The 25748-nt window shown below is 62.2% G+C and carries 20 protein-coding genes and 1 tRNA gene; 8 read left to right on the forward strand and 13 right to left on the reverse strand.

The features are described 5' to 3' along the window. Positions 1 to 15: 15 nt before the first annotated feature. From R3F00_RS13720 to R3F00_RS13750, 7 genes are all read right to left on the reverse strand, one after another. A complete protein-coding gene (locus R3F00_RS13720; protein ID WP_371282365.1) occupies positions 16 to 804 on the reverse strand; it encodes an IS30 family transposase in 789 nt (262 codons plus the stop codon). A 33-nt stretch (positions 805 to 837) separates the two neighbouring features. Next, a complete protein-coding gene (locus tag R3F00_RS13725) occupies positions 838 to 1674 on the reverse strand; it encodes a serine/threonine protein kinase (RefSeq protein WP_371282366.1) in 837 nt (278 codons plus the stop codon). A 231-nt stretch (positions 1675 to 1905) separates the two neighbouring features. After that, entirely contained in the window at positions 1906 to 2148 is a 243-nt protein-coding gene (locus R3F00_RS13730) for an antitoxin Xre/MbcA/ParS toxin-binding domain-containing protein (protein WP_371282367.1), read from the reverse strand. Positions 2149 to 2428: 280 nt separating this feature from the next. Beyond that, positions 2429 to 2505 (reverse strand) — tRNA-Arg (locus tag R3F00_RS13735). Between the two features lie 276 nt (positions 2506 to 2781). After that, the gene (locus R3F00_RS13740; protein ID WP_371282368.1) at positions 2782 to 3327 is read right to left on the reverse strand and encodes a DUF1579 family protein; all 546 of its coding nucleotides are present in this window, start codon (positions 3325 to 3327) and stop codon (positions 2782 to 2784) included. Positions 3328 to 3491: 164 nt separating this feature from the next. Then, positions 3492 to 4400, reverse strand: coding sequence for a hypothetical protein (locus R3F00_RS13745; protein WP_371282369.1), 909 nt, complete (start codon positions 4398 to 4400; stop codon positions 3492 to 3494). Continuing rightward, positions 4397 to 5716 carry a dicarboxylate/amino acid:cation symporter gene (locus R3F00_RS13750; protein ID WP_371282370.1) on the reverse strand — a complete coding sequence of 440 codons (1320 nt, stop codon included), beginning with the start codon at positions 5714 to 5716 and terminating at the stop codon, positions 4397 to 4399. Before R3F00_RS13750 ends, R3F00_RS13745 begins: the two co-directional genes overlap by 4 nt. Before the next feature lie 419 nt (positions 5717 to 6135). Between R3F00_RS13750 and R3F00_RS13755 the strand changes: the two genes are divergently transcribed. From R3F00_RS13755 to R3F00_RS13780, 6 genes are all read left to right on the forward strand, one after another. Beyond that, on the forward strand, positions 6136 to 6873 hold the full coding sequence (locus R3F00_RS13755; protein ID WP_371282371.1) for a response regulator transcription factor: 738 nt from the start codon (positions 6136 to 6138) through the stop codon (positions 6871 to 6873). Continuing rightward, positions 6870 to 8102, forward strand: a complete 1233-nt coding sequence (locus R3F00_RS13760; RefSeq protein ID WP_371282372.1) for a sensor histidine kinase — start codon at positions 6870 to 6872, stop codon at positions 8100 to 8102. The genes R3F00_RS13755 and R3F00_RS13760 overlap by 4 nt, the downstream gene beginning before the upstream one ends. Positions 8103 to 8156: 54 nt before the next feature. Further along, on the forward strand, positions 8157 to 9638 hold the full coding sequence (locus tag R3F00_RS13765; RefSeq protein ID WP_371282373.1) for an ArnT family glycosyltransferase: 1482 nt from the start codon (positions 8157 to 8159) through the stop codon (positions 9636 to 9638). Between the two features lie 58 nt (positions 9639 to 9696). Beyond that, positions 9697 to 11328, forward strand: coding sequence for an FMN-binding glutamate synthase family protein (locus tag R3F00_RS13770; RefSeq protein ID WP_371282442.1), 1632 nt, complete (start codon positions 9697 to 9699; stop codon positions 11326 to 11328). 262 nt (positions 11329 to 11590) lie between these two features. Further along, the gene (locus R3F00_RS13775) at positions 11591 to 12949 is read left to right on the forward strand and encodes a 3-oxoacid CoA-transferase (RefSeq protein ID WP_371282374.1); all 1359 of its coding nucleotides are present in this window, start codon (positions 11591 to 11593) and stop codon (positions 12947 to 12949) included. Positions 12950 to 13099: 150 nt separating this feature from the next. Beyond that, a complete protein-coding gene (locus tag R3F00_RS13780; protein ID WP_371282375.1) occupies positions 13100 to 15361 on the forward strand; it encodes a TIGR03032 family protein in 2262 nt (753 codons plus the stop codon). A gap of 67 nt (positions 15362 to 15428) precedes the next feature. Here R3F00_RS13780 and R3F00_RS13785 read toward each other — a convergent pair whose 3' ends face one another. The 5 genes from R3F00_RS13785 to gpmI form a co-directional block, all read right to left on the reverse strand. Then, on the reverse strand, positions 15429 to 16022 hold the full coding sequence (locus R3F00_RS13785) for a hypothetical protein (protein ID WP_371282376.1): 594 nt from the start codon (positions 16020 to 16022) through the stop codon (positions 15429 to 15431). 101 nt (positions 16023 to 16123) lie between these two features. Further along, positions 16124 to 16930: a hypothetical protein gene (locus tag R3F00_RS13790; protein WP_371282377.1), complete on the reverse strand. Its 807-nt coding sequence runs from the start codon at positions 16928 to 16930 to the stop codon at positions 16124 to 16126. A gap of 133 nt (positions 16931 to 17063) precedes the next feature. Next, a complete protein-coding gene (locus R3F00_RS13795; RefSeq protein ID WP_371282378.1) occupies positions 17064 to 18473 on the reverse strand; it encodes a S41 family peptidase in 1410 nt (469 codons plus the stop codon). 51 nt (positions 18474 to 18524) lie between these two features. Beyond that, complete coding sequence (locus tag R3F00_RS13800; protein ID WP_371282379.1) at positions 18525 to 19679, reverse strand: murein hydrolase activator EnvC; 1155 nt, start codon at positions 19677 to 19679, stop codon at positions 18525 to 18527. Further along, positions 19679 to 21208 (reverse strand): 2,3-bisphosphoglycerate-independent phosphoglycerate mutase, encoded by a 1530-nt coding sequence (gene gpmI / locus R3F00_RS13805; protein WP_371282380.1) that lies wholly within the window; start codon positions 21206 to 21208, stop codon positions 19679 to 19681. Before gpmI ends, R3F00_RS13800 begins: the two co-directional genes overlap by 1 nt. Positions 21209 to 21424: 216 nt before the next feature. Between gpmI and R3F00_RS13810 the strand changes: the two genes are divergently transcribed. Beyond that, entirely contained in the window at positions 21425 to 22084 is a 660-nt protein-coding gene (locus R3F00_RS13810) for a hypothetical protein (RefSeq protein WP_371282381.1), read from the forward strand. Between the two features lie 144 nt (positions 22085 to 22228). Continuing rightward, on the forward strand, positions 22229 to 23941 hold the full coding sequence (locus R3F00_RS13815; protein WP_371282382.1) for a M28 family metallopeptidase: 1713 nt from the start codon (positions 22229 to 22231) through the stop codon (positions 23939 to 23941). 449 nt (positions 23942 to 24390) lie between these two features. On the opposite strand, the gene R3F00_RS13820 is transcribed toward R3F00_RS13815, so the two are convergent. After that, positions 24391 to 25674 carry a hypothetical protein gene (locus R3F00_RS13820; RefSeq protein WP_371282383.1) on the reverse strand — a complete coding sequence of 428 codons (1284 nt, stop codon included), beginning with the start codon at positions 25672 to 25674 and terminating at the stop codon, positions 24391 to 24393. Between the last annotated feature and the right edge of the window lie 74 nt (positions 25675 to 25748).

The following is a 25748-nucleotide window of genomic DNA, read 5'->3' on the forward strand; positions in this document are numbered from 1 at the left end:
GAAGTACTGGCGAACCTAACCGTTGGTGTTCTCATTGCTGCCACGTTGCCAGGCTGAGAAGGGATCGGCAAAGAAGCTGGTTGCCCCCAGGGCGGCGTCGATCAGGGCGTGCTCCGCGAACTCACTGCCGTTGTCCCAAGTCAATGTATGCACCCTGGGCATAAGGGGCTTCAGCGCTTTGAGGATGGCGTGACGGGTTGGATCGGATGCGCCGCTGGCGACTCGTCGCATTCGGAGCAGGCCGCTCTTGCGATCCACCAGTGTGACGATACGAGCTCTACCCTTGCCGACGATCGTGTCGCCTTCCCAATCGCCAAGGCGTTGGCGGGTCTCGACGATGGCCGGACGTTCCTGAATGCGGCGACCGCCGAAACGTTGGCGATCCCGGGGCTTTCCACAACGGTTGCGACGTTGCTTTCGACGGCGCCGCAGGCTCTTCCAGAGGCTTCCGCCGCGTTGACGGTCCCGTGCGATGTGCAAGTAGATGCGCTCATGACTGACAGCGACCTCGCCACTGCCTGCGATCTGGTCAGGACTCCAGCCCTCACGCAAGCACTCATCGACTCTGCGCCATTCGCTCAGACTGATCCGAGGTACGGCGCTGGCACGATTGCGCCGCTGCTCGCTGAAGTGTTGTGCCGTGGCAGACCGATACTGACCTGTGCCCGCGTTGCGCCGCAGCTCGCGACTGACAGTACTGGGACATCGTTCAATGACCCGGGCGATCCAGCGGATCGAAACGCCTGCACGAAACAGCCGCTGAATCTGGTAGCGTTCGTATTGGCTCAGGTGCGTATATCGCATGTGCAACTCCACTTGCCGGTGAAGTCGCGCAGGCTAGCGCACCTGGGCCACTTCACCGAATCGGTGTTGCGCTTCGAAGTTGAACTCACCGAGTGCCAAGAGACTCGCGAGTCGAGGCGATGCGACGTTCTGGAGCTTTGTCATCGCGGCCGTTCGTTGGTGCGGCATTCGGCCCTCGCTGTCTTCAAGCACATCGGGTGGGTCGCCGGTCAGCAGAAAGAAGAGGATACCCGCAGCAAAGCAGATGTCCGACCTCGGATCCTGTTTCGACAGGCTGCCGGCCGACAACTCGGGAAGCCGCAGGAAACGGTTGCCGACCTCCTGCCAGTGCTCGGTCTGGAAGTCGATGTCGGTGAGATCGTGATAGCTGATCCCGAAATCGAGCAACCAGACGCGCGCCGGGGAGCCGCCTTCGAGGATGATGTTGTCGGGCTTTACGTCGCGATGGACGCACCCCTGCGCATGGCAAGCCTGAAGGATATCGAGCAGGCGCGATGTAATCGTCACAGCCGTCTCGATCGACACCGATGCTTGCGAAGCGCGCCATGACCGCAGAGTGGTTCCATCGATGAATTCGATCACGATGAAAGGAAAGGCAGTGCCGTCCACGTGTCGATGTGGGTTGCTCTCTATTAGCTTAGGAATGCCATCGACACCGAAGCTGTCATAGGCAGTCGCCTCGCGGAAGAAGCGAGCCCGACGCTCGGGAACATTCTTCGATTTGATGATCTTAAGGAAACCGATCTTCCCGTCGGACCGACGTCGCGCGCGATAGGCTTCGCCTTGGCCGCCACCATCCAACTCCTTGAGTTTCACCCAGCGCGTCTTCCACGTCTGGTCATCGATCCATGCTGATTGGGTCTCAGTCATGCTCTGCCGCACCTCATGGCCAACGGTCCGAATCGTCTGGCATTGCTTCATTGACCTCTATTCTTGTTGGGGGGAGTCGATTCCAGATTTGGGCGACTCAGGCCCAATCAATTGCATATAGTCTGCAGCCTCGCTCGGGGCAAGGGATGTCGCGTAGGAAAAGTGACTTCAACATACAGGCGCGAGAGTGGAGGCGCCGTTTGCGGCCAGTGAGCAATTAAGCAAACTGGGTTACTGGTATGCGCCACCAATAATTGCCCCGAGAACCCTCCGTACGGACCTGATGCCGTCTGGGGTAATCATAAGATCTGTTGGTCGCGATCCACCAAGTGCTGGCTGAGGTCGCTTTAGCCACTCGCCGCGCCAGTGATCGAATTTGAATCCAAACGGTATCGCACCTTGTGCGTCGAGAGCCGATTCAAGGCTGCGAAATACTTCTTCGAGCTCTTCGGGCAGGGCTATTGATTGAGGCATGAGGACACCATCTGAGCCTGCCGCGATTCTAGCTCACTACAGTGCGGAAGCAGACAAGAGCGGTTTCCGGATCGCTCTGATTGGCAACTACACCATGCTCAATCGGTGCGCCGATCAACATGTGCCGGTGCACGCACCTCGCCAGACGAGCAAGAGCAGGTACTACATTCAGCATTTGGAGACGCACCCCGCAAGGCATGCCTCGGAGCCTTTACTCAAAGGCAGTTGAACGCCAATTAGCCGGGTCACGAAGGTGGCCACGAAAGAGTCACGAGGGGGTTGGCGCGCCCGGAGGGATTCGAACCCCCGACCACCGCCTTCGGAGGGCGGTACTCTATCCAGCTGAGCTACGGGCGCGTATCTAAACGACTTTTTTCTTGAACGGGCAGAAAGCCGAGTAATGGCCTCGTGTCCGGCCGCGCATTATATCCGAAGACTGAGTACTGCCTTCGGAGGGCGGTACTCTATCCAGCTGAGCTACGGGCGCGTTGCAAGTCTTTTTCGGCAGCTTCTAAGCCCGGGTAACGGCACCGGGGCGAACCGCGGCGGGAGTATAACCCAGCTGCGTACGTTGGCCGGAGCGGACCTTCGCGTGCTTCACGCCCGATTGCAGGTGCAAGGCACCCCAACTCGCTATCTGGCGTACTTGCCGTTGAAGATCTGTTTCCAGGTCTTGCCGCCGTCGCTGCTGACGGTCCAGACCTGCTGGAATCCGCCGTCCTCGTTGGGACTCCAGCGGATCCTGTGGTGCACGGTTGTGCCGGGCTCCCTGACCGATGGCCGCTTGCCTTCAAGCACCAGGGAATCACCATCGAACTGGCCGCTCAGCTCGAGCACGATGCCGTTGCTGTCGATCCAGGTCTGCCGATAGATATCGAGCTGGGAATCGTAGAAGCTCAGGCTGGTTCCATCCGAACCGCCTTCGGATTTCCACTCCTCGCGCACGGCGCAATCACCGAACACCGGGGTCAGCGTATTGTGGCCCACCACCTTGCCGTCTTCGGTGACGGTCCATTTGCCGAGCAGCATGCGCAACTTCTGGTGCTTCGGCGTCGTGCAGTCAGGCATGGCTGACTGAGCAGGCTTGTCGGATTCATCGGCGTGTACGCTCATCACGGAACTCCAGAGCAGCAGGAGGGCAAACCATACCGACTGAATCAGTTTGAATGCAGCGTTCATGGAGCGTCTCCAGGGCAGCGAGCGGGAGTGCTGGCGGTATTGATACATGGCAAGCCACCCAGCGACAGCGCCAAAAGGCATGGGGCTCCACTCCCCGCAATGCCAGACCCCTTCAGAATTCTTGATTCTGTCGGACTGTCTGCGCCACGCCAATGCGGATCCCGTCAGAACGCACTCTCGCGCCCTTCGAGAACCAGGCTGACGGGCACTTCAAGGATGTCTGCGCCACCCTGAGCATTCGAACGAGCAATGTAGAGCAGTTGGCCATCCAGCGACGGGCGCGGCATCAACTCGCTTTGACTGGTGTTGATCGATACGACTGGCATCGGCACAGACCAGCTGTCGCCGCGGCGCCATGACCGATAAAGATCACCAGCAGCCGACATTGCACCGGCTCGACCGGATGATTCGAAAAGCAGATATTCCTCCTCCGGATCGACGAACAGGTTCCATTCGCCGTGCTCCGAATTGACGCTGGTTCCCAGATTTTCCGGCTGCGCGTAGCGAGTCCCCAGTCGCCTTGCCCGCCAGAGATCACCGCTACCCGAACCGCCTGGCCGGTCCGACGCGAAGTAGAGTGTTCCCGAGCGGGTCGACACCGGACTGAATTCGGCGGCGGTCGAGTTCAGGCCATCCACTCGCGCCGGCTTGCTCCAGCCGCTCGCGGTTCGACGCATGGACCAGATGTCATCATCGCTGCGCTCGGGATCTTCATGGGCATTGGAGGTGAAAAAGAACTGTTGTCCATCCGGCGATACGAACGGATCGCCATAACAGACATCATTGCCGGCGAGAAAATCCGACGGCTCGCTCCACTCGGCTTCGTTCGGCAAGCTGACCAGGATACGACCGCAACCCGGTGTTCCCCACGGCGCATCGGTTCGAACGAAATAGAGCGCGCCATTGATCGGATCGACTGCTGCGCCGTATTCGACGGCAGCGGTCGAAACGATACCCTTGCCGAGCACGCGTGCCTCGTCCGCCAGGCATGCACCCGACAGCAGCGCGAGCAGCACGAAAGCTAGGCCGCGCCCACGCGCGCCGTGGCGCACATGGCGTGGTAATGCGTTCACTCGCCTTCCCGCGCGGCGACTGGCTGCATGTCGACTGCATCCGGCAGATCGGGACCCGCCTCGAGTTGTCGCGCCAATGCATCGCGATCGAGCTCGTTTTCCCAGCGCGCGACGACGATCGTCGCAACACCGTTGCCAACCAGATTGGTCAGCGCACGGGCCTCGCTCATGAAGCGATCGATGCCGAGGATCAGGGCGAGGCCGGCAACCGGCACGCTGGGCACTACGGTCAGCGTCGCCGCCAGCGTGATGAATCCGGCGCCGGTTACACCCGATGCACCTTTCGATGTGAGCATGGCCACGGCCAGCAGGGTCAGCTCCTGGGTCAGGCTCAGTTCGACGTTGAGCGCCTGGGCGACGAAGATCGCGGCCATGGTCAGATAGATGTTGGTGCCATCGAGATTGAACGAGTAGCCGCTGGGAATGACCAGGCCGACCACCGATTTTGAACAGCCGAGTCGTTCGAGCTTCTGCATCATCGGCACGAGCACGGTTTCCGACGACGAGGTGCCGAGCACGAGCAGCAGCTCCTCGCGGATATAGCGCAGGAACCTGAAGATGCTGAAGCCGCTGAATCGGGCGATGGCACCGAGCACGAAGACCACGAACAGCACACACGTCAGGTAGAAGCTGCCCATCAATCGGGCCAGTGGCCCGAGGCTGTCGACTCCGTACTTGCCGATCGTGAAGGCCATGGCAGCACCGGCACCAATCGGCGCAAGGCGCATGATCATGCCCATCATGCGAAAAAAGACCTGCGAAAGTCTCTGCAGGAATTCCAGCACCGGTTTGCCGCGCTCGCCGATTCCGATCAGGGCGAAGCCGAACAGCAATCCGACCAACAGCACCTGCAGCAGGTCGCCCTGCCCGCTGAAGGCATCAAGGAACGTCTTCGGAATGATATCGAGGAGAAACTGCGTGCCGCTGCGCTCGCTGGCCTGGTTTGCGTAGCGGGCCACCGCTTCGCCATCGAGCGTGGCCGGATCCACGTTGAACCCGGCGCCCGGCTTCAGGGTATTGACCACGAGCAGGCCCAGGACAAGGGCCATCGTCGAGACGACCTCAAAATAGAGAATCGCCTTGACACCTACGCGTCCGACCTTCTTGACATCGGAAACCCCTGCGATGCCGATGACCACGGTCAGAAAGATGATCGGCCCGATCAGCATCTTGATCAGGGCGATGAAGCCGTCACCGAGCGGCTTGAGCTGGATGCCGGTATCGGGCAGGAAATGGCCGATACCGCCCCCCAGGATGATGGCCCCGAGTACCCACAGGTAGAGATGGCGCGGGCTATTCTGGCTTGATGCGCTCATCGATGGATTGTCGCCCTGGAATGGATGGAGCCTGACTTCCCTGCGGTCGCCCCCCGAATCGTGTGCCAGGAGCGCGCAGCCTGCCACTCCGGATTGCGCCAGACCCGGCGACGCAGTGCAAGCCTGAAACACGGGGGCGGACGACAAGCCGTCATTCCAGCGCAGGCCGGATGCCGTGCCTGCTTTTCTTTGGAAATCAACGGCGCGACTGGATGACCAGCCGTTTGGCTGCTGTAAAGCGCTTCAACCCTGCATTGGGATGATCGGAAGCGACGAATTCAGCGCTGCCTTAACTCAAGCCTAAGATTTGACACAGGAGTGCGAAACGAGGATTCATGCATAAAGTGAATACCCATGACTGCCAGGCCAGCCATGACGGATAGCGGCATCTGCTTGATCGAACCGGATAGCGAGGGGTAATGCGGTCACAAGCCACACAGTCGGGGCATCGCACCGGCAAGAAGATTGCGAGTAGTTTCGGTCCGCTCAAGGTCCTCCTTGTCGAGGACGAGCGTGATATCGCCGGCAACATCTGGGATTTCCTCGAGCGTCGTGGCCACGTGATTGACCACGTCGTCGATGGCGAGCGTGGCCTTGCGCGCGCGCTTGAAGGCGGCATTGACGTAATCGTGCTGGATCTTGGCCTGCCGCGCCTGGACGGACTTGAGCTGTGCAGGCGCTTGCGTGCGGCCGGCGATGGCGTGCCGGTGCTGATGTTGACGGCTCGCGACACGCTTGAGGATTGCCTGGCCGGATTCGAAGTAGGTGCAGACGACTACATGGTCAAGCCGTTTGCCTTGCATGAGCTCGAGGCGCGCATTGGCGTTCTGCACAGACGGGGCCTGCCGCCTGCCGATGCGCAGCTGCAGGTTGGCGATCTGGCCTACGCGCCAGCGACCATGCTGGCCAGACGAGCAGGACAATCGATGCCTCTGACCGTCGCACAAGGCAGGATTCTCGCATTGCTGATGCGCGAATCACCGAAAGTCCTGCGCCGTGAGGACTTGCTGCACGCACTTTGGGGAGAGGAAGGCGGCAGCTTCGCCGCATTGCATACCCATGTCAGCGCATTGCGCGCGATCATCGATCGGCCGTTCGGTTCAAGCATGTTGCAGACGATTCACGGTATTGGTTATCGCTTGTGCGTCGAGCCATGAAGATGCGGCCGGCATCGCTGCGCCGGCATGTGACCCTGGCCTTCGCCTTGCTCGGTTGCGTACTCAGCTTGCTGTTTGCCACCGCCACGATCTTCATCACCGAACACTACGAAGCCGTCATGGCCGAAGGCATGATAAACGGCCTCGCGCAGGATCTGCGTGATCGCCACGCGCGTGATCCGGAGAACGAACTTCCCATGCCGCGATCGCGCCTGCTGCAGGGATACCTGCGCCACGCAGATGGTAGTGGCAACGTGCCAGCCGACTTTGCCGAGCTGCCGCTGGGCATCCAGGAGTGGGAAACAGGCGAGGATCTGGACATTTTCGTGGGCGTCTTCGACCTCGCTGGCGATCGGCTGTACCTCGTTATCGACATGCAGGAAGTGGAGACGCTGGAGCTTTATCTCGAGACCGTATTGGCCGGTATCGTGGTTTCCGGCACCGCGATTGTCGCCTGGCTGGTCTGGATTCTGGCCGGCAGGACGATCGCACCCGTACGGCGGTTGGCCGAAGCCGTCGAGGCGTTGCCGGTTCGCGCCGAGCGCACCCATCTGGCCGAAAACATGGCCAACGACGAATTGGGTCGCCTGGCCAGCGCCATCGACGGCTACCAGGCCCGACTCGTGCTATCGGAAGATCGCGAACGACAGTTCTTCGCCGATGCCAGCCACGAATTGCGCACACCGTTGTCTGTTGTCCGCGGTGCTGCCGAGCTGCTGCTGGAGGATGAGCAACTTGGCAACGCGTCGCGAGAACGGTTGCGCCGGCTGGACCGCGGGGTCGAGACCCTGACCGACCTGCTGGACGTGATGCTCAGGCAGGCCAGGGGAATCTCCAGCTCGCTCGAAGAAGTCGATACCAAGGCCTGGTTGCAGGAGAGCCTCGCCGATCTGACCGACCGGTACCAACTAAGCCTGCATGTAGAGCAATCCCGATTGTCTCTGAAACCTCGCGAGGGCGCGCTGGTTCTTCGCGGACTCGTCCGACGTCTGGGTCGGAGCGAGCAAGCCTGCAAACTCGATGTCATTGCCGGAGCGAACACGATCACGCTGCGTCATGCGATGGGCTCGAACCGGAAAGCCGAAAGCATCCAGCGCGATCAATCGACCGACACCCAGCTTGGCGCCACTCTGGTGGGCAGACTCGCTGCCAACATGGGCTGGTCCATTGACGAGAGTCAGGCCGAATCCGGCCAGATCACGCTTACCATCCCACCAACTGGAACGTGAGCCGCAGTGTGCCGGTCGGAGCCGGTACGCGCTCGCGGAACCCGAGGATTACTGATGCGAAATCCGGCGCCACCCTCCTTGCTTCTGACTGCAGTGGCTGTCCTGCTGCTGGCCTTCACCTTTCTCGGCACGCGGCCGATCTGGGACCCGGACGAAGGTCGCTACACGAATGTAGCCCTGAACATGCTCGAGAGTGGCGACTGGATGCACCCGAAGCGCAACGAGCACATCGGCCACTGGACCAAGCCCCCGATGACCTACTGGGTGATCGCATCAAGCGTTGCCGCTTTCGGTTACAACGCCTGGGCCGCACGCCTGCCGATTGCGCTCGCCTACCTTGTCTGCATTTGGATGGTCTGGCGAATTGCCAGACGCCTCATGCCGGGCGAAGAGAACAAGGCTGCATTGATCTACGCGACGATGTTCCTGCCCTTCGGTGCAGCCCAGTTGGTGACCACGGACTTTCTGCTGGCCGCCGCATTGAGCGTCGCCATGATGGCCTGGATCGAATCCCGATTCGGCAATCCTGCGATTTCCCTGCGCTGGGTATGGCTGATGTGGCTGGGATTCGGACTCGGATTCATGATCAAGGGACCTCCCGCCCTGCTTCCCTTGCTGGTCATCATTGCCAGCACCCGCCTTCTTCCAGCATCCGCGGGTCGCTCCGCCTTCCACTGGAGTGGCCTGCTGGTCTTCGCTGGCGTAGCGTTTCCCTGGTATATCGCAGTCTTGCAGAGCCAGCCTGGCCTGCTCGACTATTTTCTGCACAAGGAAATAGTGGATCGGGTTGCCAGCGCCGACCTGGGCCGCCATGGCGAATGGTACGGCTGGCTGCAGATCTACGCGCCGACCCTGATCCTCGGCAGCCTGCCCTGGACCTGGCTGCTGTGGCGCTGGCTGCGATCGCTCGGGACGACCTTCAGAACCTGGCGCGATCCCGAACTGCGCGGCAGCGATTCGACTGGACTGATGCTTTTTCTCTGGGTTGCCCTGCCGCTGATCGTGTTCTGCCTGGCCAGGTCGCGCCTGCCGCTCTATCTGCTGCCGCTGTTCACGCCGCTGGCCCTGATTGTTGCGCGCCAGATGCGTCTCGACGGCAAGGCGTTTCCACAGCTGCACTGGTTGGGCCTGTGGATGGTCGCCCTGATCGGTCTGCGCCTCGCCAGCGCATTCTGGCCCACGCACAAGAATGCCGAAAGCTGGGCCGACGCGATTCGCGAGCGAACCACGGAAAAGGTCGAGGAATTGGTGTTTGTCGAGGACATGGCTCGCTACGGCATTCACCTGCATCTTGGCGCAAGGGTCGACAAGGTCTCCATTGATCCGCTTCATCCCTCCCTGATCGGCGGCGAGTACGACAGCGAACTCGATACCGAACTGGACGACAACGACCAGGCCGCGATCTACATCTGCAAGGAGAAGCGATGGCCCGAGCTGGAGTCCATGCTCAATGCGCGCGGCTATCCCACGCGCGTGCTCGGCGAACCCTTCAACGAACGCGTGATCTTCAGGATCCTTCCGAAAACCTCGCCCTGATTCCGCAATCCGCTATCCTCGGCACGTCGCCGGAAAGGGGGTTGCCGCCTTGAGTTCCATCCTGCCAAGTCGCTACTGGATTTTTTCTGCTGCGCTGATCGCCGCCGTCATCAGCGCGTTGTTCTGGAAGGAGGGCGGAATCTGGCCCTGGATTTGCGTGCCGGCGACCGCCCTGACCGGGGTCGGACTGTGGGATCTGCTGCAACGGCGACACACGCTCCGGCGAAACTTCCCGATCTCGGCGCACGGTCGCTACCTGATGGAAGCGATCCGGCCGATGATGCGTCAGTACGTCGTCGAGGGCGACAACGACGAGGTGCCGTTTTCGCACGATCAACGCTCGATCGTCTATCAGCGCGCCAAGCAGGCGCAGGAAACGCGCCCGTTCGGCAGCGAGCGGAACATGTACGAGCCGAACTACGAGTGGATCAATCACTCGGTGCTTCCCAGGCATGTCGAGAACCATGACTTCCGCGTTCCGGTGGGTGGTCCGCAGTGCACGAAACCGTATTCAGCCAGCGTCTTCAATATTTCGGCAATGAGCTTCGGATCGCTTTCGCCGAACGCAATCCTCGCACTCAACGCCGGTGCCAGGCGCGGCGGCTTCTACCACGATACTGGCGAAGGCTCGCTCTCCGTCTACCATCGCGAGAACGGCGGCGACGTGGTCTGGGAGCTGGGTTCGGGCTACTTCGGCGCGTGCAGCTCGGCCGGCGTTTTCAGCGAGGAGAAGTTCGCCGAACGTGCCGTCCTCGACCAGGTCAAGATGATCGAGATCAAGCTCTCCCAGGGCGCCAAGCCGGGTCACGGCGGCATGCTCCCGGGTGCCAAGGTCACTCGGGAAATTGCCGAAACACGCGGTGTGCCCGAAGGCGAAGACTGCATTTCTCCGGCGCGCCACTCCGCGTTCGACAGTCCGGAAGGTCTACTGCGTTTTGTTCAGCGCCTGCGTGAGCTGTCCGGCGGAAAGCCGGTTGGCTTCAAACTTGCGATCGGCCATCCCTGGGAATGGTTCGGCATTGCCAAGGCTATGCAGACGACCGGCATCCTGCCCGATTTCATCGTCGTCGATGGGGGTGAAGGAGGAACGGGGGCCGCACCGATGGAATTCATTGATCATGTCGGAGTGCCGATGCGCGAGGGTCTCATGCTAGTGCACAACACCCTGGTCGGGCTCAACCTGCGCAAGGACATCCGTATCGGCGCCGCCGGCAAGATCATCACCGCATTCGATATTGCGCGCACGCTGGCATTGGGCGCGGACTGGTGCAACGCTGCACGCGGTTTCATGTTCGCACTGGGATGCATCCAGTCGCAAACCTGTCATACCGACAAGTGCCCGACCGGCGTTGCGACCCAGGATCAGAAACGCTGGCGCGCGCTCGACGTGCCGAGCAAGGCCGATCGGGTCATGAATTTTCACCAGAACACATTGCGCGCGCTCGCTGAACTGATCGGTGCCGCTGGCCTGGCGCATCCGGGTGAACTGGGCCCGGAACACATCATTCGCCGGGTTTCTGGCAAGGAGATTCGCTCGCTTGGCGCGCTGTACTCGTTCCTGAAGCCAGGTGACCTGCTCGATGCTGTTCCGAAACATGCCGTCTTCCAGCAGTTCTGGACCAGCGCTCGCGCCGACAGCTTCGCCCCGCCGATCGGTGTCGCCGAATTGCGCTGGAGCAAGCAGATCTAGGTGGTTCCCTGCTCGCGGCCTGGCCCTGGTCGGCTCCATGGTTTTTGACAAGTGCCATAATGCTTCCTGATCCCGTCGCATTCGCGCAAGATGCTGCAGTCCGTGTCTTGCAGAGCGTCATTGCGTTGGCGCATCGCATTTGCCCGAAAGTCGCATTGAACCGGCTTCAGGTCCGTACTACGCTCGCCGCCTGACCCAGCAATCGCTTGACTCTGTATACCGCTTGGGCGAACACACCGGCTCGAACCTCAAAGGATTTCACGTGAAGAAAGTCTATGCCAACGCCAACGCAGCCCTCGAAGGCTTGCTGTCCGACAACATGACCATTGCCGCGGGCGGGTTTGGCCTCTGCGGCATTCCGGAAAACCTGATTCAGGGACTGCTCGATGCCGGCACCAAGGGCCTGACCATTGTCGGCAACAATGCCGGCGTCGATGACTTCGGCATGGGCCCGCTGCTGAAGACCCGCCAGGTCAAGAAGGTGATCGCCTCCTATGTCGGCGAGAACAAGGAATTCGAGCGCCAGGTACTCGCCGGCGAACTCGAACTCGAACTCGTACCGCAGGGCACGCTGGCCGAAAGGCTTCGCGCCGGTGGAGCTGGCATCCCCGGCTTCTACACGCGCACGGCCTACGGAACCCGGCTCGCCGAAGGCAAGGAGACCAAGGCGTTCGACGGTGTCGACTACGTGCTCGAACCGGCGATCAAGGCCGAGGTTGCCATCGTCAAGGCCTGGAAGGGCGACAAGTTCGGCAATCTGATCTATCGCAAGACCGCACGCAATTTCAATCCGATGATCGCGACATGCGGCAAGACCACGATTGCCGAAGTCGAGGAGCTGGTCGAAACCGGCACGCTGGAGCCAGATCAGATCCACACGCCCGGCATCTACATCGACCGCATCATCCAGGGCGAAAAGTACGAGAAGCGCATCGAATTCCGCACCCTTTCCGGTGCCGCACCCAGTGGAAAGGAAAATCCGGTACGTGAACTGATGGCCAAGCGTGCGGCCAGGGAGTTGCGCGACGGCTTTTGCGTGAATCTGGGCATTGGCATTCCGACCCTCGTGGCCAACTACATCCCGGACGGCGTCAGCGTCACCCTGCAATCGGAGAACGGCTTGCTCGGCATTGGTCCCTTCCCGACCGAGGCCACCGTCGATGCCGACCTGATCAACGCCGGCAAGCAGACCATCACGACGATTCCTGGCAGCAGTTTCTTCTCCAGCGCCGACTCGTTCGCCATGATCCGCGGTGGCCACATCGATCTTTCAATTCTTGGCGGCCTCGAAGTATCCGAGAACGGCGACCTCGCCAACTGGATGGTGCCGGGCAAGATGGTCAAGGGTCCGGGCGGCGCGATGGACCTCGTCGCCGGCGTCAAGCGCGTGGTCGTGCTGATGGAGCACACCGCGAAGGACGGCTCGCCGAAGATCCTCAAGGCTTGCGAGTTGCCGCTCACCGGCAAGGCCTGCGTCGACATGATCATCACCAATCTATGCGTATTCGATGTCGCCGAAGGCGGTGGCCTGACCCTGACCGAGCTGCATCCGGGCGTCAGCCTCGAGGACGTCAAGGCGAAGACCGGTTGCTCGTTCAAGATCGCACCGGGCATCGGCTGATCGCGTTGCTGGCATCGTGCGCGGCGCGAATCATGCCTCCTGTCCGAGGCGTTGTTAGCGCTGCCATTTCGGCCCTGCCGGCTGCAGTCGTGGTCTCGACCAGCCGCTTGACCGAGACCTAGCTGACGCATCCGAGACAACGCCCAGATCATGCAGCCGTTTGCCAGTCAGCACACCGAGAGCTTCGCCGGGTTCCTGCGCAAGGCTGGCGTTTCACTCGCGGTTTCCACCTATGAGGCCGGCCAGCTTGTCCTGCTGCGACCGCAGGAACAGGGCGCGAACACGCACTTCATGCCGATGCGCAAGCCGATGGGTATCGCCGTGGATGGCGGAACCCGCCTGAGCGTCGGCGACGCGCACCGTGTCGAGACCTTTCGCAACCTGCCGGCTGTCGGCGAGAAGATCGCGCCGGGTCGGCACGATGCCGTCTATCTGCATCGGGCCACGCACGTCACCGGCGATATCGATATCCACGAGATGGGGTACGACGCCGATGGCGAACTCTGGCTGATCAACACGCGCATGTCCTGCCTGTGCACGCTCGCCGCGGACAGCAGCATCGTGCCGCGCTGGAAGCCGCCTTTCATCAGCCACTACGACCTGCTCGATCGCTGCCATCTGAACGGTCTCGGCTTCCGCAACGGGCGGCCGCGCTACGTGAGCATGCTCGGACATGGCAACGCGCCCGGCAGCTGGCGCCGCGACAAGGCGAGCAGCGGACAGATCATGGATATCGAGGACGATTCGATCGTCGTTGACGGACTGTGCATGCCGCATTCACCGCGCTGGTATCGCGACCGGCTCTGGTTCCTGGCCTCCGGAGAAGGCTGCCTCAAGCGTGTTGATGACCATGGCAAGATCAGCACCGTGGTCGAGCTGCCTGGTTTCACGCGCGGGCTCGCTTTCGTCGGCCGCCATGCCCTGATCGGCCTCTCCAAAGTGCGCGAATCGGCCATCTTTGCCGGCCTGCCGCTGACCGAGCGCGTCAGCGAACGCCACTGCGGCATCTACCTTGTCGACATCGAGGCGGGCTGCGTGGTCGGTTTCCTCAAGTTCATCGGCGATATGCACGAGATCTTCGATGTTCAACTGCTGCCGCATCGTTCACCGACCGTGCTCGACTCGAGCTCGCCCCTGCTCGCCAGTTCCTTTGAGTTGCCGGTCGAATCGCTGCACCTGATTGCGCCGGCAGATCCCCTGCAGGAAGCACTGGCCGAGGCCCTCCGACTTCATGCCGGCGGCGAACTCGAGCAGGCCATGGCCGCGTATCGAACCATCGTCGACCAGCATCCGCAGCAAGTTGAGGCCCGCCAGCAGCTCGGACGTTGCCTGTTCGACGCGGAACAATGGCGGGATGCGATCGGCATGCTGGAGAGCGCCCTGGCCTTGCACCCCGCCAACGCCGACGTGCTCAATCGCCTGGGCTTGTGTCATTCGCGCATCGGCGATCAGGACAGTGCGCTGGAATATCTGCAACGCGCCCTGCAAGTGGATAGCCAGTTCGCTCTCGCGCATTTCAATCGTGCGCTGATCCTGCTCAAGCTGGGCCGCTTTGCCGAGGCCTGGGCTGAATACGAATGGCGCTGGCAACTACCCGGCTTCAGGCCGTTCAGGTCTCCGCAGCCGCAATGGCAAGGCGAGGACATCACGAATCGGCGGCTGCTGGTGCACAGCGAGCAGGGCGATGGCGACCACATCCAGTTCTGGCGCTACCTGCGACTCGCCCGCGCGCGTTGCCGGGAGCTGATCTATGTCGGCCCCGATCACCTCGTCGAACTGGCTGCAAGTGTGGACGGGATCGATGAAAGCCGCGGTCCCGGAGACATCGCGCGCGACCGCTTCGACTGCTTTGTTCCGCTGATGAGCCTGCCCCTGCGACTGGGCCTGCCCGATCCACTCCCGATGACAGCGCCCTACGTGCGCATCGCGCAGCATGCGAAAGCGCACCCGTTGCCCGGCGACCGGCGCATCGGCCTGGTCTGGAAGGACGGCGCCATGCACAAGAATGAGCGCGATCATTCGATGACCCTCGAGCAAATGCTGCCCTTGGTTCAAGCGCGTGGCGCGGAGTACTTCAGCCTGCAGATGTCTGTCACGGGCGGCGAAGTCGAACGCCTGAAGGCCCACGGCGTGACCCATCTGGAGCCGGAAATGCGCACTGGCTTGCGCACCGCAGCCTTTGTCGAACAGCTCGACCTGGTCATCACCGTGGACACGGCCATCGCGCATCTGGCCGGCGCAATGGGCAAGCCGGTCTGGATCCTGCTTGGCGGCGATTCCCACTGGCGCTGGGGAATGACCGGCCAATCCAGCGCGTGGTACCCGAGCGCGCGCCTGTTCCGCAAGGCCGCTGGCGAATCCTGGCCGGCGCTTGTAGCACGCGTCGCCGTTGCCCTGGCCACGGCCGACTGAGAGGCAACCACGAAGCGGCGACGCGAGTGTTGCGAGGAGGCGAGGAAGATTTCTGTCGCCAGGGTGTCTAGCTGAGCGTCTGGAATTGCCGAATGATCCAGGAAAACTGGTAGGCGAGGCCTGCGATTGCAAAAACGCCGTGGTAGATCGGATTGCGCGTGGCCATGGCGATTGCGCAAAGCACGACATAACTCAGGTTGCGTATGAGGTACTCGCTCCCTGCAGCGCGAAAGTACTCCTCACCCTTGATCCAGGTGTCGGCGAAATCGACCAGGTAGGCCAGCGCAAGCAGGCTGAAGAACCACACGCGTCGATCGTAGAACAAGCTGCGGTAGTCCTGCCCGGAATCCAGCACTTCCGGAAACAGGATCGTGCAGAGCAGGTAAAGCAGCAAGGCGTAGACCGTGACGAACAGGTAGATCTCGAAGGTCCATTCCACCGTGTGGGCCAGGCGGAACTCCCACCACCAGAAGTGCAGCAGGTAGACGAACATCGAAATCGCCCACAACAGATGGATCCAGTAGGCCTTGAGACGAACCGGTCGATCAATGATGCGGGCAAGGTTGCGAATAAGATGAGTCAGCCCGAGACCGACGACCATGCCCAGCAACACGCGCACGTGCACATAATGGCTGGCCATTTCGACAGTGGATTGCTGCATCAGTCGGCAAGACGGGGACTGGGCCTGGGAACCCAGTGTTGCCGAGGCCGGCAGTCATCGCAAGCTGAGGCAGCGTCCGCGGATTCCCGCCGCGACACGCCTCAGGGCTCGGGCGGATCGGGTGTATCGAAGCCGTCTGCGAAGATCACATTGACCAGGTCGATGCCGTTGACAGCAAACGGCATGTCGACCAGATACGGAGACGTGCCATTCTCGAAAAGCTGCCAGGCGCCTGGCGAGGTGGCGCAACTGTCGTTCGGGTCTTCCACGCTGGTCGGGCACTTCTTGCGGGCGAAACCGTCGACAGCCGTGTAGGGCTGGCCGATGATGCTGACCGGCGGCGTGAATACGCTGGTCCCTGCATCCGGACCCTTCAGTTGCCAGTCGAGCCAGTACTGCCCGGGTGTCAGTTCGAGAGGCGGGATCTCGAGGGTCAGGGCAACCACACGCCGATCGGAATTGGAGAACGGTGCCGCGAAGGACTGTGCGGTGCGGTAAGCGACCGGCGTGGTCGATACGAGCTGGTTCGTGTCCTCGCCATCAAACACCTTGAAGCTGCCAAAGCCATCCGGCACGCCGATCCAGATGTTCACGCGCGCATCGGTAAAGGCGGCTCCATCGCTGCCAAACTGGTAGGCGTACAAGGTGACGCTGTCGACGGTCCAGATGTGCGTCAAGGGGACGAAGAAGTCGTCGGCCAGGCGAAAATTCGGGCCCGCATTGATGCCCAGCGCGGTATAGCCCGGATAGGTGACATCCTGGGCCAGGCTTACATCCCCGCTGGGCACATGGGCGCCGGGGTTCGTGATGAAGGGTCCGTTGCTGTAAATCTGCTGGGCCATGGATGCCGTGGCGATCAGGGATCCACCAAGGCAGCACAGGGCGGCTGCGAGATTGCGACTCTTCATTCCTCAATACCTCTCATCGAAACCGGGGCAAGTCGCCTGCGAACGGGGCGACGGGTCGAATAATCCGCAAGTTTACCGCGTGGACAGCCGAATGGGTGCCCTTCGCCACCGACACACGCGGATTCTCCCACGTTCAGCCCTTGCCCTGGCCCGTCGATGTGGCCGCCGGGGGATTCTGGCGGCGCTGCAAGGCCATGGCCTTGAGCGCATTCAGGGCCTCGCTCAGGGCGTAGTCGCTGGGTGCACCGGATCGGACCGGGCTCAGCACGACGGGCGCGGGCTCGTCGTCTACGCCCCCTTCGCCCTTCAGGTGATTGCGCAGATCGCGTTCACTGATGCCGGACAGCGCCTGGCCCTCGTTTTCGCTCAAGGCCAGATCGGCAAGCACGATGTCCGGCTGGATGCCCGAAGCCTGGATCGAGACTCCGCTGGGCGTGTAGTAGCGGGCCGTGGTCAGTTTCAGCGCATTCTCGTCGTCCAGCGAGAGCACGGTCTGCACCGAGCCCTTGCCGAAGCTGCGCCGACCCATGAGCAGGGCACGGTGGTTGTCCTTCAGCGCACCGGCGACAATTTCCGCGGCCGAGGCACTGCCATTGTCAATCAGGACGACCAGTGGCGCGCCTTCAAGCGCATCGCCAGGAGTTGCGCGGAACGCCATTTCGGCTTCGCGGATGCGACCCTTGGTGGTGACGATGCCACCGGCGTCGAGGAGCAGATCGCTGACTTCGACCGCCGAGGTCAACAGACCGCCGGGATTGCTGCGCAGATCGAGAATGGCTCCGTTCAAAGGCTTGCCATTGTCCTTGCGCAGACGCGCGATGCGCTTGCGCAGATCGGCGCCGGTCTCGGCCTGGAACTGGCTGACGCGCAAATACGCGTAGCCGGGCTCGAGCATGCGGCCACGCACACTGGCAACACGGATCGTTTCGCGCTTGAGCTTGATTTCCAGGGGCAGATTGCTGCCTTCGCGCAGGATCGACAGACTGACTTCGGTACCGACCGGGCCGCGCAGCATGTCGACGGCATCGTTCAGGTTTTCGGCCGCGATCGGCACATTGTCGATGCGCAGGATGGAGTCGCCAGACCGGATTCCGGCCCGCGCCGCGGGCGTGTCGTCTATGGGAGCGATGACGCGCAGGGCACCGTCCACGGTCGTGACCTCGATCCCGAGTCCGACATAGCTGCCCGAGGTGTCCTCATTGAGCTGGCTGAGTTCCCCCGCTTCAAGATATTCGCTGTGCGGATCGAGTCCGACCAGAAGGCCCCGAATGGCCGCCTGCATCAGCGCGTGGTCATCGACTTCCTCGACATAGGCCTGCTTGACCAGACTCAGCACCGCAGTGAACTTGCGCACGTCATCCAGGCTGATCTGGCCAGGCACCGTCGGCGCCTCCCTGGCCTCGACCGCTTGCTCGGCCGCGGATTCCTGCAGCGCGTCATCCGGCTTGTCGCCCACGACGGGTGGATCTGCCGCCTGCGTGGCAGGAGCAAACATCAGTGCGCTGACCAGGATCAGCAGGAAAGCGGGGAAACGCAGGTACATCGGAAAAACCTCGATAGGGTCGCGCCGATCATAGCGCGAGTGGGCCGCGGATTAGCGCAGCCAGGATTTTGGATTGATCGCCTTGCCCTGCTGGCGCAGCTCGAAATACAGGGCCGCGGATCGCTGGCCACCGCTGGATCCGCTGGTGGCGATGGTTTCGCCGGCGGATACCCAGTCACCGACGTCCCTGCGCAGCGATTCGTTGTATCCATACAGGCTCATGTAGCCATCGCCGTGATCGAGGATCAGGAGCATGCCGTAGCCTTTCAACCAATCGGCGTAGGCGACGCGGCCGCGGGCGATGGCCTTGACCGTGGTGCCACTCGGCGCGCCAATCAACCAGCCCGACAGGCGCCTGCCATTTTCGTCATTGCCGCCGAAGCGGACCAGGATCTTGCCCTCGACCGGCATCTCCAATTGACCGCGCAGACGGGCGAACGGTTCCGCGCCGTCCGGTTGTTCAGGAATGTCGGCAAATACGTCCTGAAGTTGCTCGAGCAGCCTGAGCAGTCCCTTCTCGTCCTTGGCCATCAGCGCCAGACGTGACTGCTGGGCGTCCAGTTTCTGGTCGAGCTCGGCCAGCAAGGCCTCGCGTTCGCCACGTTGTCCACGCAGGATTTCCGCTTCCTCTTCGCTGCGCATTCGGGTGGCATCCAGCTCGGCGTTCTGCTTTTCAATCGCCAGTTGCACTTCGGCCAACTGGTTCAGATCCTCAAGCAGATCATCGATACGCTCGACACGGGCGCGCTGGAAATAGCGGTGATAGGCCAGCACGCGCGCAATTTCCCCGACATCTTCCTGCTGCAGCAGGAGCTTTAACTCCTCGCTGCGTCCGAGCGCATAGGCCGAGCGCAACAGCACGGCCAGCGCCTTTCGTTGTGCGGCCAGCGTTTCCGACAATCGCGACCGGCGCAACTCGAGCTCTGCCAGCTTCTCCTGCTGGACACGCAACTGCTCTTCAATGGCACGCACTTCGCCGAGGCTCGCGTCTATGGCGACCTCAAGCTCACGCAGGGATCGGGTCGCTTCGCTGCGCTCGCTGTCGGTGGTCTGCAGCTCGAGAGTCAATGCACGGATTTCGGCGCGTACTGCCTCCAGGCGAGCCTGGGCTTCCTTTTCACTGACCGAGGTCGCCTCAGCCGCAGTCTGCGCCTGCGCAGCAACAGCCACGAACAGGACGAACGCTGCCAGGATCCGGATCGACATCAATCGATGAATTCGACAAGACTGTGGCCGGTCATTTCTGCAGGCGCCTCGATACCCATCAAGGCCAGCACACTCGGCGCAAGATCGCGCAATGCTCCGTTGTGAAGCCTGGCCTTGCGACCGACGTAGACCAGCGGCACCGGACCGACCGTATGCTGGGTATGCGCCACGCCCCGGTCATCGACCATCTGCTCGAGGTTGCCGTGATCCGCGCTGATCAGCATCTCGCCGCCACTTTCGCGGATGGCTTCGACGATCCTGCCGAGAGCCAGATCGATCGCTTCGGCGGCCTTGATCGCCGCAGGCTCGACGCCGCTGTGTCCGACCATATCGGCATTGGCCACATTGCAGGCAATGAAATCGAAGGTGTGCGCGCGAATCTCTGCAACCAGGCGATCAGTCAGCTCGGGCAGACTCATCTCGGGCTTGAGGTCATAGGTGGCGACTTGCGGGCTCGGAATCAGGATGCGCTGTTCGCCGTCGAACGCCGCTTCGCGCCCGCCGGAAAAGAAGAACGTCACGTGGGCGTATTTCTCCGTCTCGGCGATGCGCAACTGGGTCAGACCCCGTTTGGCGAGCACTTCACCCAGCGTGTTTTCCATTGAGGCCGCAGCGAAGGCGATGCCGGTGACCGGCAAGTCGGCGGCATATTCGGTCAGGGTCACGAACGCGGACAGCGCGGGCTTGCGCTCGAGCACGAATCCGTTGAACCCCGGCTCGACAAAGACACGGCTGAGCTGGCGCGCACGATCGGCTCGGAAATTCATGAACACGACCGCATCGCCATCCTGCATGGGCATGCCGTTGCCGATCGCGGTTGGCACAACGAACTCGTCATTCTCGCCACGCGCATAGGCGGCCTCGAGGCCCTCTGCTGCCGTTGCAGCCTGGTGTGGCGCGCGCGCATCGACGATGGCTTCGCAGGCCAGCTTGACCCGATCCCAGCGCTGATCCCGATCCATGGCGAAGTAGCGCCCGCTGAGGGTGGCGATCCGCGCGGCCGGGTGCTCATCGCATTTCGCCTGCAGGCGTTGCAGCGAATCAGCGGCACTTCTTGGCGGCGTGTCGCGGCCATCGAGAAATGCGTGCACGGCGATCCGTTCGACACCGGCTGCGGCGGCAAGGTCGATCATGGCGAGGATGTGCTGCTCGTGACTGTGCACGCCACCGGGCGAGAGCAGGCCGAATACATGCAGGCAGGATATGTTGTCGCGCGCTGCGGCGCAGGCGCCGCGCAGCGCCGGGTTGCGCTCAAAACTGCCGTCTGCAATCGCGGCATCGACGCGGGTCAGGTCCTGATAGACGACTCGCCCTGATCCGATGTTCATGTGGCCCACTTCGGAGTTGCCCATCTGACCCTCCGGGAGACCCACGCTCAAGCCATGCGTGTCGACCAGGGCGTGCGGGCATTCGGCCAGCAGTTTCCGCCAGTTCGGGCAGTCCGCCAGGGCAATGGCATTGTGGGCGGTTTCCTCGCGATGGCCCCAGCCATCGAGAATCAGCAGGAGAACAGGCTTGGGTCGGGACATGGGCAGCAGGGCTTGTAGGTGCGCAAGGGCAGTCCTTGCAGGTATCGAAATGGTACCGGAAGCGGGCAAGTCACGGCCGGCTCGGCGTGGGCCGGGGCACTTTCGCGGTCGCATGCAGGCCGACTCCGTTGATCTTGCAGGGAAAACGCCGACGCTCTAAACGGTGCGGCGACAATCCGCATCAAAGCAGCGGCAACCCATCAGGAGGTTTTCCCCATGCTGCGCTCACTTGTTCTTTCCCTGCTGGTCGCCGGCTCGGCCCTGGTCACGACCAGCGCGCTTGCCCACGGCGACATCAGCAAGGTCAACAGCTCGATCCGCATCGACTCCGGCGAGACGGTCGGCGAGCTGACTACGGTCAACGGCTCGATCCGGCTCGGTGACAATGTCCAGGCCAGCGAGGTATCCACCGTGAATGGCTCCATCGATATCGGTGACAACGCAAGTGTCGAATCCGCCGATACGGTCAACGGGCGCATCACGATTGGCAGCCACACGCGCGTATCCAGGGATGTCGAAACGGTAAACGGATCCCTGGACCTCGAGGAGGCCAGCGACGTCAGCGGCGATGTGGCCAATGTAAACGGCGACATTCGCCTGCGCTCGGCTCATGTCGGCGGGCGCATCCAGACCGTCAGCGGCGATATCGAGATTGGTGCCGACTCCATCGTCGATGGCGGCATCCTGGTCGAGAAATCGAACAACTGGTTCAACTTCGGTTCGAGCAAGCCGCCGCGCATCGTTATCGGCCCGCGCGCCGTGGTCAAGGGTTCACTCGACTTCGAACGGGAAGTCGAGCTGCTGGTCAGCGACAGCGCCAGTATCGGGGCTGTTCGCGGCGCCACGCCGGTGAAGTTCTCCGGCGAAAACCCCTGAGTTATCCAGCGCATGGGGGCGTGCATGGCGCGCCCTTGCCGCGCATGGAACGAGAAGGACAGGCGCTGCGGGCCAGCCCGGCTTTCGAGCCATTCGGGTCAGGCTGCTAAGATCCCCGATTGCCCAACAATCGGAGATTGCTCCATGGTCCGCATCGCCCTGGTCAGCACGATCATCCTGACCCTCGCCGCCTGCAACCAGCAGGAACCGGCCAAGCCCGCCCCCGCAGTGACCGAATCGACGCCTGTCGTCGACTACAAGCCGGAGCCGGTGCAACCGACACCCGAAGGCCGGTTTTCTGCCGCCATCAACGCCGAGGACTTTGCCGCGCGCCTGAAGAAGCTTTCCTCAGACGAGTTCGAGGGACGCAAGCCCGGCACGATCGGCGAGCGCATGACCACGGCCTATATCAAGGATCAGTTCGAGCGCATCGGCCTCAAGCCGGGCATCGATGGGAGCTGGTTCCAGACCGTACCGATGATGCAGACCGAAATGCTCGATCCCGGCAGCGTCAAGGTCGACGTGAAGGGATCCACGAGTTCGGTCAGTTTCGGCATCGGCAGCGACATGGTCGTCGGCACCCTGAATGGCAGTACCGAGGTCAATCTGGAGAACTCCGACATCGTGTTCGCCGGCTATGGCGTGTCCACACCGGAGTGGAACGACTATGCCGACATCAACGTCAAGGGCAAGACGGTCATCGTGCTGGTCAACGATCCGGGTTGGGGCAACCAGGATCCGGATCTGTTCAAGGGTCCGACCCTGACCTACTACGGCCGCTGGACCTACAAATACGAAGAGGCCGCGCGACAAGGGGCTGCGGCCCTGTTCATCGTCCACGAAACAGCCGGCGCGGGTTATCCCTGGGCCGTCGTCGAGAACGGCTGGACCGGCACCCAGCTCTCCCTGCCCGCCAGCGAGGATCCGGCACCGCGTCTGGAGACCGCAGGCTGGTTCAGCGAGGAGGCGGCAACCCGCCTGTTCGCCGCCGCCGGTGCCGATTTCGCGGCACTGAAGAAAAGCGCCGACCTGCGCGGTTTCAAGCCGGTCAGTCTCGACGCCAGGCTCTCGGTCAAGTTCCAGAACAAGATCGACGTGACCAGTTCGGAAAACGTGATCGGCTACCTGCCCGGCAGCGAGCGCCCGGATGAAGCCATCGTCTACACGGCGCACTGGGATCACCTCGGCAGGGATGAATCGCTCAGCGGCGACCAGATCTACAACGGCGCCATCGACAACGCGACCGGCGTTGCCGCGATCATGGAAATCGCCGAGGCCTTCGCCCAGCAGCAACCGCCACCGCAACGTTCGGTGTACTTCGCGGCAGTGACTCTGGAGGAATCCGGGCTGCTCGGTGCCCAGTACCTGGTCGCACACTCCCCGGTTGCGCATGAAAAGATTGCAGCCAATATCAATATCGACGCCATGCATATTGAAGGGCCGTCCAGGAACATCATGGCATTCGGTCTTGGTCAGTCCGAACTGGACGACTACATCAGCGAAGCCGCCGCAGCGCAGGGGCGCGTTGTGACCGGCGACGAAGAACCCGAGAAGGGCTTTTTCTTCCGCTCCGATCATGTCAACTACGCACGCGCCGGTGTACCTGCGCTGTATATCCGCGACGGGCTCGATCTCGTCGACGGTGGCGAAGCGGCCGGTCGTGCCGCGAGCAGCGACTACACCACCAACCGTTATCACAAGCCCGCCGACAACTACGATCCGAACTGGGATTTCCGTGGCGTCATCTCCAATCTCGAAGCGCTCTATGCGGTGGGCCGCAAGCTCGCCGACGAAACCACGTACCCGAAGTGGAAACCGGGCGCCGACTTTTCGCGGCCGGAGAAATCGGCCGACTGAAAAAGGGGGCGCGCCCTGCTGACGGCGGGGCGCGCCCAAACTGGACCAACGGCGGGGGAAACGCAGCCTTGGCTGCATGGACATGCTGGCCCGATCCGGTCTCGGAATCCGAGATTGGGCGATGTGCGATACGCGCATCGGACTCCGCCGTCGCATGAACTTCATCGCAGCAGCCGGCGGCCAGGTCGTCCAGCGCCGGGGCAACTCCAGAATCTTTCGCACCCCAATGGCCTAAACGGCAAACCCGCCCGTTCGCACCCATGCGTAGGGTTTCTCTCGTCCGCCACGCCGGGCCGAGGGAGGCAGTCCGTGCAGGTTTGCAGTCTGGAGCGATCCGACGATGCCGTGCCGAGATGAGCGCTGCGAGTTCGTGGCCGCTTCGTTCGAACAGACAAAGGCGGTTGCGCGAAGTACTCGATTGGCCTTGCTGCTACGGTCCGATTGTCGGCTCACCCGTCGAAACCGTTGACGAAGATGACGTCGTCGCGCATGTACTCAACGGCACCGACATCGCAGAGCGCCTGGCCGTCGTTGTCGCCGTCCTGGGGCCGCTCGCGACCGATCAGGTCGGTTCCGGAGCAATAGATGTCGACGTCGATCACCGAGTCATTGAGCTGGGGAATGTAGGCCCTGTGCCAGCCGTCGCTCCCGAACCAGGCCAGTCCGGGATCGGTATCGGTCCAGCCCGGCATCCCGATGATGCCCTGGCAGCTGTGACCGGTCTCGATATTGAACTTGCTCAGCGGATGCGCGCTGGCGACGCCGTCGAAAGTGCAGTTGAGCGCTGCATTCCTACTGGCCAGCACCGAGTTGATCATCAGGATGATGGCATCGGCGCCATCGAGCTCGATCGCCCGGAAATTGTTCTTGAGGGTGGAGCTCTCGAAGCTGACCTTCATCTCGTCGGCGCTCGTCGCGTTGCGGACCAGCAGCGCCTGACCGTCGCCGTCGCTGATGCTGACGGTCGTGAAAGTCGTGACGCAGTCGTGACGCAGGCTGAGCTGGCGATCGGCCAGGACGGTACTGGTGATGAAGGTGTCGCCCGGATATTCGTTCTTCCAGAACGAACTCTGCCGGACGCTGACGATGCCGCAGTCGTTGATCAGCGCGCCGCCGCCGAACCCGGCATTGTTCTCGTTGAACACGCTGTCCTCGATCATCAGTCGTGCACTGAGGTTGTAGATGCCGCCGCCGTACTCGTCGGCGGCATTGTGTTCGAACTTCACCCGCGTCACGGTCACCTCATCGACGCCGTCGCGAACGTAGATCGCGCCACCGGCGGTTGCCTCGCCTCCGCGCAGGATTACGCGCTGCAGGGTGAACAGCGCGGTCCCGGGGCGCACGTCGAAGATGCGATTGCCGAGGGCCGAGGCATCGATGACGGGCAATTCGTCGTCCGGCACGACGAAGGTGCCGATCACGACCGATTCCTTGATGTCGAGATCCCCGGTCGCCGCACTGTTGCCGCTGCCAGTGATGTTCAAGGTGATCGTCGAGTTGCCGGGCAGGATGATGATGTCGGTCCCGGGCGAGGCGTTGGCTTCCATGACCGCCGCGCGCAGGGTGCAGAAGTTGCCACTCGATATGCGGCACTGGTCGTCGCCGGGATTGTTGTCGACGGCATCCAGCACGGTGACGTTGACCGTGAAAATGGCGGCGTGAGCCTTCGGTGCGAGTAGCAGGCCCAGCGACAGCAGGCCGGAGATCAGTGGAACGAGGGGGCACGGCTTCATGACTCGGCATCGCAGTGAGAGAGGTCCAGCGAGTGTTGCCTGCACGCAGCAGTCCGACATGATGGCCGTCTTAG

The organism is Dokdonella sp. (assembly GCF_041395345.1).
GTDB lineage: Bacteria > Pseudomonadota > Gammaproteobacteria > Xanthomonadales > Rhodanobacteraceae > Dokdonella.